Origin of the sequence: Lascolabacillus sp. (assembly GCF_028696275.1) — a bacterium.
Taxonomy (GTDB): domain Bacteria; phylum Bacteroidota; class Bacteroidia; order Bacteroidales; family Dysgonomonadaceae; genus Proteiniphilum; species Proteiniphilum massiliensis.
This window is the reverse complement of the sequence record NZ_JAQVHI010000001.1, coordinates 53,046-69,257: the sequence shown is the minus strand read 5'-3', so window position 1 is coordinate 69,257 and position 16,212 is coordinate 53,046. Positions and strand designations below refer to the sequence as shown.

14 protein-coding genes, 2 tRNA genes and 1 pseudogene are annotated in these 16,212 nt (G+C 35.7%); 8 read left to right on the top strand and 9 right to left on the bottom strand.

Annotated elements, in window-relative coordinates:
• Positions 1-90: 90 nt before the first annotated feature.
• Positions 91-1,320 carry a bifunctional phosphopantothenoylcysteine decarboxylase/phosphopantothenate--cysteine ligase CoaBC gene (gene coaBC, locus PHO43_RS00325; RefSeq protein WP_045089384.1) on the bottom strand — a complete coding sequence of 410 codons (1,230 nt, stop codon included), beginning with the start codon at positions 1,318-1,320 and terminating at the stop codon, positions 91-93.
• A 220-nt stretch (positions 1,321-1,540) separates the two neighbouring features.
• Between coaBC and PHO43_RS00320 the strand changes: the two are divergent.
• The 7 genes and pseudogenes from PHO43_RS00320 to rpmA form a co-directional block, all read left to right on the top strand.
• Positions 1,541-1,834, top strand: a pseudogene (locus PHO43_RS00320) (PadR family transcriptional regulator); the annotation flags it as partial.
• A gap of 171 nt (positions 1,835-2,005) precedes the next feature.
• Positions 2,006-3,865 carry a PspC domain-containing protein gene (locus PHO43_RS00315; RefSeq protein WP_288010954.1) on the top strand — a complete coding sequence of 620 codons (1,860 nt, stop codon included), beginning with the start codon at positions 2,006-2,008 and terminating at the stop codon, positions 3,863-3,865.
• A gap of 187 nt (positions 3,866-4,052) precedes the next feature.
• Positions 4,053-4,136, top strand: a tRNA-Leu gene (locus tag PHO43_RS00310).
• A gap of 9 nt (positions 4,137-4,145) precedes the next feature.
• Positions 4,146-4,229, top strand: a tRNA-Leu gene (locus PHO43_RS00305).
• A 22-nt stretch (positions 4,230-4,251) separates the two neighbouring features.
• A complete protein-coding gene (locus tag PHO43_RS00300; protein ID WP_045089386.1) occupies positions 4,252-5,754 on the top strand; it encodes a bifunctional ADP-dependent NAD(P)H-hydrate dehydratase/NAD(P)H-hydrate epimerase in 1,503 nt (500 codons plus the stop codon).
• A gap of 117 nt (positions 5,755-5,871) precedes the next feature.
• Positions 5,872-6,183, top strand: a complete 312-nt coding sequence (gene rplU / locus PHO43_RS00295) for a 50S ribosomal protein L21 (RefSeq protein ID WP_045089387.1) — start codon at positions 5,872-5,874, stop codon at positions 6,181-6,183.
• Between the two features lie 20 nt (positions 6,184-6,203).
• Complete coding sequence (gene rpmA / locus PHO43_RS00290) at positions 6,204-6,473, top strand: 50S ribosomal protein L27 (RefSeq protein WP_045089388.1); 270 nt, start codon at positions 6,204-6,206, stop codon at positions 6,471-6,473.
• Positions 6,474-6,639: 166 nt separating this feature from the next.
• Here rpmA and hisIE read toward each other — a convergent pair whose 3' ends face one another.
• From hisIE to hisG, 8 genes are all read right to left on the bottom strand, one after another.
• Positions 6,640-7,233: a bifunctional phosphoribosyl-AMP cyclohydrolase/phosphoribosyl-ATP diphosphatase HisIE gene (gene hisIE / locus PHO43_RS00285; RefSeq protein ID WP_288008713.1), complete on the bottom strand. Its 594-nt coding sequence runs from the start codon at positions 7,231-7,233 to the stop codon at positions 6,640-6,642.
• On the bottom strand, positions 7,230-7,985 hold the full coding sequence (gene hisF / locus PHO43_RS00280; protein WP_045089390.1) for an imidazole glycerol phosphate synthase subunit HisF: 756 nt from the start codon (positions 7,983-7,985) through the stop codon (positions 7,230-7,232). The genes hisIE and hisF overlap by 4 nt, the downstream gene beginning before the upstream one ends.
• Before the next feature lie 65 nt (positions 7,986-8,050).
• Positions 8,051-8,770 (bottom strand): 1-(5-phosphoribosyl)-5-[(5-phosphoribosylamino)methylideneamino]imidazole-4-carboxamide isomerase, encoded by a 720-nt coding sequence (gene hisA, locus PHO43_RS00275; RefSeq protein ID WP_045089391.1) that lies wholly within the window; start codon positions 8,768-8,770, stop codon positions 8,051-8,053.
• Between the two features lie 7 nt (positions 8,771-8,777).
• On the bottom strand, positions 8,778-9,356 hold the full coding sequence (gene hisH, locus PHO43_RS00270; protein ID WP_045089392.1) for an imidazole glycerol phosphate synthase subunit HisH: 579 nt from the start codon (positions 9,354-9,356) through the stop codon (positions 8,778-8,780).
• Positions 9,357-9,389: 33 nt separating this feature from the next.
• Positions 9,390-10,478: a bifunctional histidinol-phosphatase/imidazoleglycerol-phosphate dehydratase HisB gene (gene hisB / locus PHO43_RS00265; RefSeq protein WP_045089393.1), complete on the bottom strand. Its 1,089-nt coding sequence runs from the start codon at positions 10,476-10,478 to the stop codon at positions 9,390-9,392.
• A gap of 18 nt (positions 10,479-10,496) precedes the next feature.
• On the bottom strand, positions 10,497-11,519 hold the full coding sequence (gene hisC / locus PHO43_RS00260) for a histidinol-phosphate transaminase (protein ID WP_288008717.1): 1,023 nt from the start codon (positions 11,517-11,519) through the stop codon (positions 10,497-10,499).
• Positions 11,506-12,831: a histidinol dehydrogenase gene (gene hisD, locus PHO43_RS00255; RefSeq protein WP_288010953.1), complete on the bottom strand. Its 1,326-nt coding sequence runs from the start codon at positions 12,829-12,831 to the stop codon at positions 11,506-11,508. Before hisD ends, hisC begins: the two co-directional genes overlap by 14 nt.
• 22 nt (positions 12,832-12,853) lie before the next feature.
• The gene (gene hisG / locus PHO43_RS00250) at positions 12,854-13,711 is read right to left on the bottom strand and encodes an ATP phosphoribosyltransferase (protein ID WP_045089396.1); all 858 of its coding nucleotides are present in this window, start codon (positions 13,709-13,711) and stop codon (positions 12,854-12,856) included.
• 365 nt (positions 13,712-14,076) lie between these two features.
• Here hisG and PHO43_RS00245 point away from each other — a divergent pair, with 365 nt between their 5' ends.
• Entirely contained in the window at positions 14,077-16,152 is a 2,076-nt protein-coding gene (locus PHO43_RS00245) for a putative porin (RefSeq protein ID WP_052673118.1), read from the top strand.
• The last annotated feature ends 60 nt before the right edge of the window (positions 16,153-16,212 follow it).

Here is a 16,212-nt window from a genome sequence, read left to right as displayed (position 1 = left end):
AATGTTATGCCTTATTATGAGAGGCAATAGATGTACTGTAGTTTGCTTATAAATAAAAAGAATTGAACTAAAGTACAAAAAATAAAAGACTTATTTATGAAAATTTGAGAATAAAACAGTGTTAATAATATCAACTGCAACCTCTTTCTTAGATTTTAATCCGAATGCCACCTTTTCACCTTTTCGGGAAATTATTGTCACCTTATTTGTATCCTTTCCAAAACCAGCTCCCTCATCCTGCAAAGAGTTGAGTACTATATAGTCGAAATTCTTCTTCTCCAGCTTTTTTATAGCATTAGCCTCTTCATCATTGGTTTCCAATGCAAAACCGATAAGAAGCTGGTCAGACCTTTTAATTTTCCCAAGTGAGGCGGCAATATCCGGATTAGGAGTAAGATCAATTGTAATTTTCTCACTCTCTTTTCTCTTAATCTTTTTGTCTTTTGAATGAGATGGCTTGTAGTCGGCAACAGCAGCAGATAAAATAGCTATATCCATCTGAGGAAATATATTCATAGATTCTTGGAACATCTCCTCAGCCGATTCTACATTAATAGTTTTGATATTTTTATTTGTTGCTGTGAGATTAACAGGTCCGGTAATAAGAGTTACCTCGGCACCTCGTGAGGCACACTCTTCCGCTATGGCATAACCCATTTTGCCTGAAGAGAAATTGCCTATAAATCTGACAGGGTCAATACGCTCATAAGTGGGTCCCGCTGTTATCAGAATTTTTTTTTTATTTAAATCGTCTGCTTTAGAAGTTACACTATCTGAACTGAAAAATTTATCCAGTATTGCAACAATATTCTCAGGTTCCTCCATTCTGCCTTTACCTTCGAGATGACTGGCAAGCTCTCCTATACCAGGCTCAATTATATGCACACCATCATCAATAAGTCTCTGAATATTTCGTTGAGTAGATACATGCTTAAACATATCCAGGTCCATTGCCGGAGCAGCAAATACAGGTGCTTTCATTGAGAGGTAAGTAGTTATCAGCATATTATCAGCAATTCCATTAGCCATTTTACCCAGTGTAGAAGCTGTGGCAGGTGCAATAATCATCAAATCAGCCCATAAGCCCAGGTCAACATGACTGTGCCACGTACCATCACCGGTAGCAAAGAACTCGCTAATCACAGCTCTTCCTGATAAAGCTGATAAAGTAACAGGAGTGATAAATTCTTTTCCTGCTGGCGTGATTACAATCTGCACTTCAGCACCTTGCTTTACAAGTAATCTGGTAAGTACTGCTGATTTATAGGCTGCAATACTGCCTGTTATACCTAAAACTATATGTTTTCCTTTTAGCGACATAACTTCTAAATTAGTATTACAAATATAGATTAAATATTTTGCTGCAACAAATAAAGTGTTAGAATAGCTAAATAATAATTGTTTTTAATATCTTTGTTGCTAAATAACGTTAAATTAGTAAAATCATTTGGTACTTTGTATTGCATAATACCTTGCTTAAAGTATATTTGTATAAAAAAAAATCGGGCACAGGTATATTTTAAGATAAATAAATAAGATCATGAATATAGAGAATACACAAAGTCAAATGCGAAAGGGAGTTTTGGAGTATTGTATTCTTTCAATAATAAAAAGAGGAGAAGCTTACCCGGGAGATATCATTGAGGAGATGAAAAATGCCGGTCTACAACTTCTGGAGGGAACGCTTTATCCATTACTCAACAGGCTTAAGAATGCCGAAGTATTAAGCTATCAATGGGTAGAAAGTACATCTGGCCCCCCAAGAAAATATTTTAGTCTGACCGAAAAAGGGTGTGCTTTTTACTCGCTCCTTGAGACTACATGGAATGAGCTTGCTACAGGAGTAGAGACATTGACTCGTCAGAAATCTGATGACATATGTGCTGATTTAGAGGCTTCATCAGAAGCAGATGAAGAGGAAAAGAGTGAAGATAGGGTAGAGAGTGTAACTGATAATAATGGCGACGAATAAATCCGAATACTTGCAAAAAATATATTTAATCGTATGAAAAAGGTAATCAATATTAATTTCCAGGGACAAGTTATTGCAATTGAAGAAACTGCTTACGAAATATTGAAGCAATATATCGAAAGCCTGAAAAAGTATTTTTCCCAAGAGGATGGTGGTGATGAAATTGTTAACGACATTGAGAACCGTATTGCTGAGTTATTCGGAAATAGGTTGAAATTAGGAATCAATTGTATTACTGATGATGACGTTGAATCAATAATTAACAGTATTGGTAGACCTGAAGATTTTGATACTGAGTATAAAGTAGATTCAGAATCTGAATCTAAGAAAATAGATGAAGAGGTTTCAGAAGAATCTGAACTTAAGTCTGAAGAAGAACCACGAACTCTTAACAGAAACTCAAAAGATCAAATCATTGGTGGTGTATGTAGTGGAGTTGCACATTATTTTAAAATTGATCCAACATGGATTAGACTGTTGTTTGTGATTTTCTTCGGGATTTTATTCTGGGTATATATAATTCTTTGGATTGTACTTAAAGCTAAACCGCTTGAATCTAATGTGACTAAGAGACTTTACAGAAATCCAAATGATAAGTATATAGCAGGTATTTGTGGTGGTATAGCAGCTTATTTTAAGATTGAGTCATGGATACCCCGTCTGATTTTTATATTGCCTCTTTTTATAAATATATTTGGAATCATATCATTTTTTCCACTGAGTCACCTTTTTAAGGATGTTGATTTTAACTGGAATATAAATGGCAGTGTATTATTGTTATATTTAGTGCTTTGGGCTATTGTGCCTGAGGCTAAGACAGTGAAACAGAAGCTCGAGATGATGGGCGAAGATGACTATATAAAAAATATCAGAAACAGGGTTAATGATAATGTTGCAAGCACTAAATCCAAAAATGCAGCTGATAATACTGGTTCTGAGAACAGTTTCAAGAACAATAATACACAAATGCCTCCTGAACCTCCGAAAAGTGAGAGGAAATATTCAGATTCGGCTAGTTCAGAAAGATCTGGATGTATGAATGTCTTTATGGTTCTCTTAAAAATAGTGTTTTTTACATTTGCCGGAATATTTGCACTGACACTACTTGCAGTTTTTGGAGGTCTGTTTTTTGCAGGCACACAGCTAATATCGCTTAAGTCGCTTTTTATTGATCCGGGATATGAAAATAACCTTCTGATAGCTTCTTTAATAGCTCTTACAGTTGTACCTATTATTTCAATTATAATATGGATTATACGCCGTGTTATGAAAGCTAAATCACGCCCGTTTATTGGTGTTGTTGTCTCAATATTGTGGTTCTCGGGTCTTGTTATGTCAGGTATACTTGCATCTGAAGTGGCTGATAAATTCAAAGCACAAGCTTCTGATGAAGAGACTTTGGTCTTGAATCCTACCTCTTCTGGAAAATTATATATAGAGATGGAGCCATATCGTAATGATTATGCAGAATATAGATTCGGTTTTGGATATAATCCTGGAATAGATGAACTTCCATATAAAAATGTAAACGAAGATTCATTACTCTTTAACTCCATAAATCTGCAGATAAGACAAAGCACTGATTCACTTTTTCATGTGAGGAAGATTGCAGCATCATACGGAAATGATCTACGTCAGGCAAAGAGCGATGCTGAGCAATTCAGCTATAATATTGTTCAAAAAGATTCAGTCATATTATTGCCGGAGTTTTTCTCTGTACCAGCTGAACAAGGGTATCGCAAACAGAGTATTACAGTAGAAATTGCAGTACCTGCAGGTAAGTCGGTTGAGGTGAGCGATGTGTTGGAAGAGTACAGGGAAAATGAACCTCCTGCTGTTGCAAGAAAAAGGATAAGAAGCTATAGAAGTTCTTATACACCAGTTACTTTATAAGATTCATTATTTTTATTATACATTCATTATAACATTCATTGTGGACGAAGAGAGCTGTCTGTGAAAGATAGCTCTCTTTTTTTTAAATAAAATCCTGAAAATGTTGGTAACAGTTTGAAAAATCCTCTATCTTTGCATCCGCAAAATAGAATATTAATTAAAACGTTCTTTTAATTGTAAATTTGACGCCCGGATGGCGGAATTGGCAGACGCGCTAGTTTCAGGGACTAGTGTTGGCAACAACGTGCAGGTTCGACCCCTGTTCCGGGCACCTTATCAAGCGCAGGTGGTGAAATTGGTATACACGCTACTTTGAGGGGGTAGTGCCGGTTACGGCGTGTGAGTTCGAGTCTCATCCTGCGCACTCTTCATGGTAAGATCTATCTATGAAAATACTCACTTCACAACAGATTCGGTATGTAGATGCCGAGACCATCAAAAGAGAAGCTATTTCTTCGCTTGAGTTAATGAAGCGGGCTTCTACTGCATTCTACAACTGGTTCATCGAGAAATATTCTAATAAAAGCACTTCTGTACTTATTTTTTCCGGAGTAGGGAATAATGGTGGAGATGGGTTGTTTATTGCCCGTTTACTACATAAATCGGGTTACAGTGTAAAGGTGTGTATTGTTGAGTATAAGAATCAATATAGCGAAGATTGTGCTCATAATTTCCGCCGTGCTAAAGCAGAGAATATTTCAATAATTAAAATTTATAATGAAGATCAAATACCAGATATATGTAAATATGATGTGGTTATTGATGGGATTTTCGGGACCGGACTTTCGAGAGATGTCACCGGAATTGCTGAATCTGTAATTGGGAAAATAAATGAGAGTGGCGCAAAAGTTATCAGTATAGATGTGCCTAGCGGTCTCTTTCTTGAAAGAAAAACAACTTTTGCTGTTAAAGCCACAGAAACAGTAACATTTCAAATACCAAAGCTGGCTCTGTTTTTACCGGAAAATAACTTGTTTACTGGTAATGTTACTATAATTGATATTGGATTGAATGAACAAGCAATTTCCGAATCTGATAGTAATATTTACTTTACTGAGAAAAGTGAGATATCGAAACTTATTAAGCCCCTGAATTTATTTGCACATAAAGGTACTGTAGGTCATGCTCTCATAGTGGGTGGAAGTCTTGGAAAGTGTGGTTCAGTTTGTTTAGCTTCGAGGGCTGCTTTGAAAACAGGGTGTGGATTAGTTACCGCGTATATGCCAAAGTGTGGTGTACAGGTTATTCAGATCAATTTTCCCGAAGCGATGGCAATAGAGGATAGAGGTGAAAGATATATCTCCAATATTGATTTCGAAATTAAGCCTGATGCAATTGGTATTGGAGTGGGAATGGGACAAAATGAAGAGACAAAAAAAGCACTCCACGATTTTTTAATTAATAATAAAGTACCATTGGTTATAGATGCAGATGGAATAAATATTCTTTCCTCGAACCACAATTGGATAGAACTACTGAAACCTGATACTATATTAACTCCACATCCGGGTGAACTTTCAAGATTGGTTGGTGGATGGAGCGACGACTATGATAAAATTCAGAAAACAAGGTTATTCGCACAAAAGTATAACTTGATAATTGTTGTGAAAGGTGCATATACTTTAATCATAGATTCTGAAAATATTTATATGAACAGTACAGGTACTCCTGCACTTGCAACAGCCGGAAGCGGTGATGTTTTAACCGGAATTATAACAAGTCTGCTTGCTCAGGGATATAATCCTATTGATTCCGCAAAAGTAGGGGTTTACATTCATGGTATGACTGCAGATTTTACAACCAAATCAATTAATCCCAGATCATTTGTTGCTTCCGATATAATTGAAAATATTGGAAATGCATATAATAATCTCGAAAAAATCAGATGATTAGTTTGTGATTTACAATTAAATTATCTAATTTTGCACCTCATTTTGCCAATAGGCTCTATAAGAAGTCGCACTAAGTGGCTCGCCTCAGGCATATAACGTCAAGTTATTTTATATATGTACGTAATAGTAGATATTCAGGGTCAACAATTTAAAGTTGAACAAAATCAAAGATTATTCGTCCACAGAATAAATGCTGAGCAAGGTAGCGAAGTGGAGTTTGAAAAGGTGATGCTCATTGATAAAGATGGTGAAGTCACAGTTGGAACTCCAGTAGTGGATGGAGCAAAAGTAGTTTTAGAAGTTCTTTCTCACGTAAAAGGTGACAAAGTACTCGTTTTCAAAAAGAAAAGAAGAAAAGGTTACAGGAAACTAAACGGACATCGTCAACAGTTTTCAGAAGTGAGAGTTAAAGAAATTATTGCTTAATCAGTTAAAATCAGAAGAAAATGGCACATAAAAAAGGAGTTGGTAGCTCGAAGAACGGCCGCGAATCGGAAAGTAAACGATTGGGCGTTAAATTGTATGGTGGAGAAATAGCTAAAGCAGGAAATATTCTTGTTCGTCAACGTGGTACTTCTCATCACCCGGGTGAAAATGTAGGTATTGGAAAAGATCACACACTGTTTGCTTTAGTAGACGGAGTTGTGGTATTTCGCAAGAGAAAAAATAATCGCTCGTACGTATCAGTACAGCCTATGGTAGAAGCAGAAGCTTAATATGTTTCTGACCTTGTCCAGTTAAACGAAACTAGGACCATAATATAATATTTTTTAGTTGATAATTAAAAGGGTGATTTCACTATGTGATATCACCCTTTTTTTACATTATCTTCCTGGCGTACAGATTTATCAAACTAGCTTTTATCCAAAAGCTAAAGTTTGACTATTTGTGCCTATCGGATAAAACCTCTTCGATATCTTCCAGACGCAGATTCTTTGTTTTAAGTAATATCAGGAAGTGGTACATTAAATCAGCTGCTTCATTTTTAAACAATTCAAGATTATCATCCTTTGATTCAATAACTAACTCTACAGCTTCTTCGCCAACCTTCTGTGCTACTTTATTAATTCCTTTACTGAATAGTTGTGCCGTATAAGATCCTTCTGTATTATCTGTGATTCTTTGCTCAATTACTTTCTCTAGTTCGTATAAAAAACCTTTTGAAGTAGTTTTATCACCATCAAAACATGAGGTTTTACCTGTGTGACAAGTATGTCCGATTGGTTTTGCCTTTATAAGAATTGTATCATTATCACAATCTGTCCTAATATCTTCAACCATAAGGTAATTACCAGAAGTTTCACCTTTTGTCCATAGTCTACCTTTGCTTCTGCTGAAAAAGGTCACCTTACCTTCTGTCTCTGTTTTTTCTAACGCTTCTTTATTCATATAGCCCAGCATTAGGACCTGTAATGTATTGGTATGTTGTACAATAACTGGTACCAGACCATCACTCTTTTCAAAGTCTATTTTCATCGTATTTCTATATTTTGTTCTTTTAAATATTTCTTTAATTCAGGTATGGGGATTTCTCCAAAATGGAATACAGATGCACCTAATGCTGCACTGGCCTTGGTTTTCTTAAAGACTTCTGCAAAATGCTCTTTAGTGCCTGCTCCACCTGAAGCAATTACAGGAATGTTTACAGCTTCACAAACTTTACCAGTTATCTCTATGTCGAATCCGGCTTTAGTTCCATCGTAATTCATTGAAGTCAATAGTATTTCACCTGCACCCATTCTTTCTCCCTCTTTTGCCCATGTGGTTGTTAATAAAGGGGTAGGGGTTCTGCCTCCATGAACATAAACCTTCCACTCACCATTATCTTCTTTTTTAGTATCTATGGCTAGAACTACGCATTGACTACCAAACTGATCGGCAATTTCTGTTATAAGTTGAGGTCTTTCTACTGCGGAGGAGTTGATACTTACTTTATCGGCACCAGCTTTTATTATTAGCCTGGCATCTTCTACTGATCTTATTCCACCACCCACAGTGAAGGGTATATTAATCTCACGTGCAACCTTTTCAACAAGTTCTGTAAGTGTTTTCCTGTTTTCTACTGTTGCTGTTATATCCAGGAAAACAAGTTCATCAGCTCCTTCAGATACATAACGTTTAGAAAGTTCAACTGCATCACCTGCATCGCGAAGTCCAACAAAATTAACTCCTTTTACTGTGCGACCATTTTTGATGTCTAAGCAGGGTATTATTCTCTTTTTTAGCATTATATTTTTTTTAATTTGACTACTTTATAATCCTTTTGCCAACAATAAAAATGTTGGTGGTTTTCTTAATCTGGATTAAAATCTCTGAGTTCATTCATACTGATGTTGCCTTCATATATAGCTTTACCTATTATTGCCCCTTCACAGCCTATCTGTTGAAGTAAATGTATGTCGGCAATAGATGTTACACCTCCGCTCGCAATTAATGAAATATGGCTCTTTGAAAGTATTTCTCTGTACAACTCCACAGAAGGGCCTTGTAACATACCATCCTTTGATATATCTGTGCAAATCACCATTTCAATACCTTTTTTCTGGTAATCGGTAATAAAGTCTACTACATCGACTTGTGATTCTTTCTGCCATCCGTGGGTTGCTATTTTCCTGTTGTAGCTGTCGGCTCCCAGAATAATTTTATCGGCTCCATATTTTGACAGCCATTCAGTGAACAGTTCAGGATTAATTATGGCTATACTGCCTCCTGTAATTTGTTTTGCGCCATTTTCAAATGCTATCCTTACATCATTATCGGATTTGATGCCTCCTCCAAAATCAATACTCAACGATGTTTTAGAGGCAATTTCATTTAATATATGATGATTTACAATATGATTTGATTTGGCTCCATCAAGATCTACAAGGTGAAGAAATTTAATGCCGTTAGCTTCGAACTCTTTAGCAACCTCCAGCGGATTCTCGTTGTATGTTTTTTGTGTGCTGTAGTCTCCTTTTGTTAATCTGACACACTTTCCGTCAATAATATCAATAGCAGGTATAATTCTCATCTTAACATTATAATTCAAGAAAATTCTTTAAAATAAGTTCACCCACATCTCCCGATTTTTCAGGATGAAACTGGGTGGCATAGAAATTATCTTTTCTCATTGCTGCACTAAAAGGTAAAATATAATTACAGGTTGCAATAGTTTGTTCACAAATTCCTGCATAGTAACTGTGAAGAAAATAAACAGCATCATCTTTATTTAATCCTTTAAATAGCGGTTCTGTGTTTATTGAGATGTTGTTCCAACCCATGTGAGGAACGATATCATCTGCAGGGAATTTTTTTACTGAAGTTTCGAAAATCTTAAGACATTCTGTATCTCCCTCTTCTGAGTACTGACACAGTAGCTGAAGTCCTAAACATATACCGAGTGTTGGTTGAAGTAAAGATTTAATACAGCCACTTAATCCGTTATTAGTTAGATGGTTCATCGCAGATTTAGCTTCTCCAACACCTGGGAATATCACTTTGTTTGCATTCTGAATTTTATTTATATCATCAGTGATTACACAATCAAAACCAAGTCTCTCAACAGCATTTTTTACTGAAGCAATATTACCTGCATTGTATTTAATAATTGCAACCATTACGTTTGTATGTTATTAACTGTATTAAAACAATTATAATGTTCCTTTAGTGCTGGGTATGCCTGTACCTTCACCTTTTTTGACAGCCATCTTAATAGCTCGTGCAAAGGCTTTAAATATAGCTTCTATTTTATGGTGCTCATTTACGCCCTCCGCCTTGATGTTAAGATTGCATTTAGCATTGTCGCTGAAAGATTTAAAAAAGTGCATGAACATTTCAGTAGGCATGTCACCAATATATTCTCGCTTGAAATCAACTTCCCACATCAACCAGGGTCGGCCTCCAAAATCTATCGCAACCTGTGCCAGGCAATCGTCCATTGGCAACATAAAACCATACCTCTCAACTCCTTTCTTTTTTCCAAGTGCTTGAAGGAAAGCGTCACCTAATGCAATTCCCACATCTTCTATTGTATGATGTTCATCTATATGCAGATCTCCTTTTACGATTATTGACAGATCTGCATTTGCATGACGGGCAATCTGTTCGAGCATATGATCAAAAAAGCCTAAGCCTGTTGAGATTTCACTTTTACCTTTACCATCAATATTTATTTTAATTGAGATATCGGTCTCGGATGTCTTTCGTGTAACACTTCCTATTCTAGGCTGAGATTTTAAAAAACGGTAGATTTCTTCCCATTCTGTTGTTGTAAGTGTAGCTTTTTCACTTAAAGTGCTACTTATTAAAATGGATTTACAGCCCATATTATCAGCTAGTTGAACATCTGTTAGTCTGTCTCCAATGACATATGAATTTTCTAAATCATAATCTCCTTTAAGATAGTGGGTAAGCATAGCCGTACCTGGTTTCCTTGTAGGTAGATTATCTTCCGGGAAAGATCTGTCTAACAGAATATCACTAAATCTAACACCCTCATTTTCGAATGTTTTCAAAATCATATTCTGTACAGGCCAAAATGTCTCTTCAGGAAAAGATGATGTGCCCAGACCATCCTGATTGCTTACCATTACTAGCTCATAATCTAGTTCACCTGCAATGCGTGACAGATATTGAAATACACCTGGATAAAACTCTAATTTCTCAAAGCTATCAATTTGTTCATCTTCTGGTTCAATAATAAGAGTGCCGTCACGATCAATAAATAGTACTTTCTTCATATTTAATTTAATGATTTTTCAACCTTCGGTATAATTTTTGAGAGCTTCAATAAGAGCCTCATTCTCTTTTGGTGTGCCAACTGTTATACGAATACAATCTGAAATAACAGAATTTCTATTTCTTACAATTAGTTTATTTGATACAAGGTAATTGTATAACTTATCCGCATCGCTAACTTTTATGAGTATGAAGTTTGCATCTGTAGGAAAAACTTTCTTGATTACAGATATTTTAGTAAACTCTTTAAGAAGATTATCCCGTTGCTCTAATATAACTTTCAGACGCCTCTCGAACTTCTTTGGTTTTGACAAGGCTTTTAGTGCCACTTCCTGATTAAATCTACTTACGTTATATGGGGGTTTAGTTTTATCCATTAACTTAATAATATTTGAATCAGCATATGCAATACCAACACGTGCACTGGCTAATGCCCAGGCTTTGCTAAATGTCTGCATAATGATCAAATTGGGAAACTCAGAGAGACGACCAATAAAACTTGGCTTATCGCTGAAATCAATGTATGCTTCATCTACAATAATAATTCCATTAAACTCATTCATCAGTACTTCGATATTCTTTAAACTGTTTCCTGTGGGATTATTGGGGGAGCATAAAAAAAGACATTTTGCGTTTTGTGAGAGAATCTCATCAACATTTAATTCGAAATTACTGTCGAGTGGTATTTTAATAATATTTACGTTGTTTATATTAGCAGATACTTCGTACATACCATATGTTGGGGGACAAATGATTACACTATCTTTTTGCGGTTCACAGAAAATTCTGAAAACCAAATCAATGATCTCATCACTCCCATTTCCGATACAGATATTATCAACTGATATACCTTTTATTTTAGAAAGAGATTTCTTAAGAGTACGTTGGTGCGGATCTGGATATCTGTTTTTATTTCCAAACGGATTTTCATTGGCATCAAGGAATATACCTTCATCACCCCAGAATTCATCACGTGCACTTGAATAAGGTTTCAGTTCCCAGATATTTGAGCGCACCAATGAGCGTAAATCAAACTTCCTCATCACTATTTTCAATATTTGTTATAAGTTTTTCTGCTAATACTCCTTGACGAAGAGTCATTGCATTTTTGTGTGCATAAAGCTTCTCAGCTTCTGCCATAGTTTCTACAGCATTACCAATGCTTCTTATACCCTCTTCACTAATTTGCTGAAATGTTATTTTTTTAATAAAACTGTCAAGTGATACACCGCTAAATGATTTTGCAAAACCACTTGTTGGCAAAGTATGATTTGTTCCACTTGCATAATCACCAGCACTTTCACAACTCCAGTTTCCAAGAAATACAGAGCCGGCATTAATGACTTCACGACTGACCAAAGATGGGTTTTCTACAGCCAGAATAAGATGCTCGGGTGCATACAGGTTGCTGAATGCAATACAATCTTCAATATCTTTAAACAGGATTGCTTTGCTGTTTTTTAATGCTTGGATAGCAATATCCTGACGTGGCAATGCTACAAGTTGATTGTCAATCTCCTTGTTTACTTCTTTGATCACTTTCTTATTACAAGAAAGCAGGATAACTTGACTGTCTGGTCCGTGTTCTGCCTGCGAAAGAAGGTCTGCAGCCACAAATGAGGGGTTGCAAGTTTGATCAGCTATAATTAGTACTTCACTTGGACCTGCAGGCATATCTATTGCTACTCCGTAGTATTGTGAAGAGCGTTTAGCTGCCATGACATATTGATTACCGGGGCCAAATATCTTATAGACTTTAGGTACAGTTTCAGTACCGAATGTCATTGCTCCAATTGCCTGGATACCACCTAAAGCAAAGACTTTTGTTACACCTGCGAGTTTTGCAGTATAGAGAATTGCAGGATCAATCTTCCCCTCTTTATCAGGTGGAGTACACAGTACTATCTCACTACAGCCGGCAATCATGGCAGGTACTGCAAGCATTAAGACGGTAGAAAAGAGTGGGGCAGTACCACCAGGTACATATATTCCAACCCTCTCTATTGGTCGGGATTCCCGCCAGCAAACCACTCCAGGAGCGGTTTCTACCTTAACAGCCTCTTCAATTTGAGATCTGTGGAACACCTCTATATTTTTTCTTGCAAGTTCAATAGACTGTTTCAAACGCTCTGATACTAATTTAGCAGCTTCGTCAATTGTTTCACTACTGACTATAAAGGACTCCTGATCAGGAAAGTCGAATCTCCTGCTATATGAAAGTACAGCTTTATCTCCTTTCCTATGGATATCATAGAATACTTTATCAACCGTTTTCATAAGCTTTTGTTGCTTAATCATAGGTCTTTCGGAAAGTTTCTCCCATTTTGAGGGAGAGGGATTTGAAATAATCTTCATTTTAATAAATCTGAATTGTGGTCTATAATATCATTTTCTCAATAGGAATAACGAGTATACCTTCAGCTCCATGCCGTTTAAGTTCATCAATTATCTCCCAGAAATCATCGTCATTTATCACCGAGTGAACGCTGCTCCATCCTTCATCTGCTAATGGTAAAATACTTGGAGATCTCATACCGGGCAATATCCTTACAATATCTGGAATAACTTCATTAGGAGCATTCAATAAAACATATTTTTTCCCTTTACCGTTTTTATATGCTTTAATTCGAAATAACATCTCATCCAGGAGTTGTTTCTTTATCGGTGACAGGTTTTTATTGCTAATTAAGACTGCCTGACTTCTAACAACTGTTTCAACTTCTTTTAATCCATTCATGATTAAAGTACTGCCTGTACTCACAATATCAAAAATACCATCAGCCAGCCCAATACTGGTAGCGATTTCAACACTGCCTCCTAATGCTTCAATATCTACTTTAATTCCTTTGGCATCGAAGAATTTACTAAGAATTTTGGGATAACTTGTTGCTATACGTTTATTGTTAAAATAGTCAACTCCATTATAATCATCGTCTTTAGGTATGGCTAGAGATAGACGACATCCTCCAAATCCAAGTTGTTCAACAATCTGTACATTTTTATCCTGTTCCCATACTTCATTTTCACCTAATATTCCAATGTCAGCCACACCTTGTTCAACATACTGTGGAATATCATCATCCCTGAGAAAAAGAACTTCCATTGGAAAATTTGATGCTACTGTCTTCAATTTTCGATCTCCGTTTGTGACTTTTATTCCACACTCTTTAAGCAATTCAATTGAATTTTCACTGAGTCTGCCACTTTTCTGTATTGCTATTTTAATCTTTTCCACTTCTTTTAAATTAATGGTTCTGCTTATTAGCTAATTAACAAAAAACCCGCCTGAATTGATTCAGACGGGTGTATAAATATTTTCAATAGGGTTTGTACATATCTATTTCATCTCGCCTGAATGCAAGTTAGAAAATGATGATGATGCAGCCCTTTTACTTTCATTTTGATGTTTTATTTCCGCAAAGTTAATGTAATTATTTTATTAAGCGCATAAAAAGTGAGAATTTTTACAGAATTACTCTATTTCCTATTTTTAAATATAATACTTTATGACACCATAGACATACTAAATTTTATCAAAAACTTTAGAAAAACGAATCTGACTAACTAAGCTTCACGTTTTTTTATGTAAGTTTGCATCCGATGAAACAAAAGCTGTTAATATCTGTTTTTATTTGGTCTTTAAGTATAGTATTTCTATACTCTCAAGCCCGTATAATTATACCTGAATCTGCTGAAAGTCAGGTGATGGCTGATTCACTACAACCTCCACAGGAAACCCAGCTCCCTATTGGTCAAACTTCACAATTAAATCATCTCTTACACGACCATGGAGCTGAGGCAGACTCTTTGCAAAAACTTTCGAGAATGACAATCTGGACGATTGATGCTAGGACCGGTAGTCGTCTACCAGCAGAATCAGATACAATACTTCATAATTATCAGCATACAACTCTACCGGATGGTGAATCAGTAGCCATGGGTTTTTTAGGTCCATTAGGATCTCCCTCTTTTTCTAAAATATTCAATGATAGACAAGAAACAGAACATTTTGTTTTTAATAATGCATATTATCCATATATAAAAAGAGCAGAAGAACTTTTGTTTGTTAATACACGTGTCCCTTATTCAAAGCTCGATTATCATCGAAGCGGAAATAAGCAGACAAGAGAGGAGCGATTCGGTGCAAGACTAACATCTAATTTTGGAAAAAGTCTTAATCTGGGGCTAGATGTTGATTTAATAAATTCAAAAGGATTTTATAATTCGCAATCTGTTAAAAATAATAATTTCTCGTTATTTGGAAGTTATTTATCTGATAGATTCGAAGGACATGCATTTATGAATCTTGGAAAGATTAGTAATTTTGAAAACGGAGGTATTACAGATGAAACTTTTATCACTGATCCTGAATCAATACAACAAAGCTTTACTCCAAGAGACATACCCATTAAATTTACAAATACATGGAATACAGTTGGGAACAATCGTTATTTCATTTCCGGGAGATATAACCTGGGTTATAAAGATGCCCCTAAGGACAGTTTAACTCGCGTTTCAGGAGAGTTTATTCCTGTAGCCAGTTTGGGGTTCTCATCTCAATACACACAGCAATTTCGTCGTTTCTTATCTCATGATACAACATTTGTAAATGTAGATGGAATACAGATGCATAACATTGATCGTTTTTATGCAAACCGTTATTATAGTGAAGCTGTAGATGACAGCATTCATTACACATCTTTTAAAAATACAGTTTCTTTAAGTTTACGTGAGGGATTTAAAGAGTGGGTGAAATTTGGACTAACTGCCTTTTTGGAATATGACCTGAGGAATTATTCAATGAGAGATACTGTCGGGACTAATAGAACTCGGCATAGAGAAAACTCTGTTACTATCGGTGGAGTACTAAATAAACAACAGGGAGAGAATTTACTCTTCAATATCAGAGCTGATCTAGGTGTTCTTGGTGTTAACATTGGAGAATTCAGAGTACTGGGGGATATCGAGACAGGGTTTGATATAGCAGGTAAACGTGTAGGTTTGTCAGCTGAGGCATATATGAAAAATATTAGACCAAGATATCTGCAGAATAATTATTTCTCAAAATATTTCATGTGGAACAATGATTTTGGAGACACTCGAAGAGTCTATTTAGGAGGAAAACTATTTATTCCTTTTACTAATACCACATTTAGCGCGGGAGTGGAAAATCTTCAGAATTGGATATATTTTGACCAAAATAAAAACATAGCACAAGAAAGTGAAAATATTCAGATTCTTACAGCACGTATAGATCAGAATATAAAACTGGGAATATTCAACTGGGATAACCAAGTTGTTTATCAAACATCGAGTAATCAAAATGTTATACCATTGCCTACTTTCAGTATATATTCTAATATGTACTTAAGAACAAAAATAGTTAATGAACTGACGCTACAGTTTGGTGTAGACGCCCATTATCATACCAAATATTTTGTACAAGGTTATGAACCAGCTTTGCTTCAATTTTATAATCAGCAGGAAAAAGAGATAGGAAATTATCCGATTTCAACTGTATATATGAATATGCATTTGAAACAGACTCGATTCTTCGTGATGTTTTATAATGTTGCATCTAAAGTTATAAAACCTCAAGAGTACTTCTCTTTACCAGGCTATCCGGTAAACCCTTTTATCTTTAAAATGGGACTTTCAGTAAACTTACACAACTAATTTTTTCTGCAGTTGCATAAGTCAATTTACATACACATAAGAAAGCACATCCTAATCTAT

Coding starts and splice junctions, on each gene's coding strand:
- coaBC (WP_045089384.1), bottom strand. CDS start 1,320: ATGTCGCTAAAAGGAAAACATATAGTTTTAGGTATAACAGGCAGTATT.
- PHO43_RS00315 (WP_288010954.1), top strand. CDS start 2,006: ATGAAAAAGGTAATCAATATTAATTTCCAGGGACAAGTTATTGCAATT.
- PHO43_RS00300 (WP_045089386.1), top strand. CDS start 4,252: ATGAAAATACTCACTTCACAACAGATTCGGTATGTAGATGCCGAGACC.
- rplU (WP_045089387.1), top strand. CDS start 5,872: ATGTACGTAATAGTAGATATTCAGGGTCAACAATTTAAAGTTGAACAA.
- rpmA (WP_045089388.1), top strand. CDS start 6,204: ATGGCACATAAAAAAGGAGTTGGTAGCTCGAAGAACGGCCGCGAATCG.
- hisIE (WP_288008713.1), bottom strand. CDS start 7,233: ATGAAAATAGACTTTGAAAAGAGTGATGGTCTGGTACCAGTTATTGTA.
- hisF (WP_045089390.1), bottom strand. CDS start 7,985: ATGCTAAAAAAGAGAATAATACCCTGCTTAGACATCAAAAATGGTCGC.
- hisA (WP_045089391.1), bottom strand. CDS start 8,770: ATGAGAATTATACCTGCTATTGATATTATTGACGGAAAGTGTGTCAGA.
- hisH (WP_045089392.1), bottom strand. CDS start 9,356: ATGGTTGCAATTATTAAATACAATGCAGGTAATATTGCTTCAGTAAAA.
- hisB (WP_045089393.1), bottom strand. CDS start 10,478: ATGAAGAAAGTACTATTTATTGATCGTGACGGCACTCTTATTATTGAA.
- hisC (WP_288008717.1), bottom strand. CDS start 11,519: ATGAGGAAGTTTGATTTACGCTCATTGGTGCGCTCAAATATCTGGGAA.
- hisD (WP_288010953.1), bottom strand. CDS start 12,831: ATGAAGATTATTTCAAATCCCTCTCCCTCAAAATGGGAGAAACTTTCC.
- PHO43_RS00245 (WP_052673118.1), top strand. CDS start 14,077: ATGAAACAAAAGCTGTTAATATCTGTTTTTATTTGGTCTTTAAGTATA.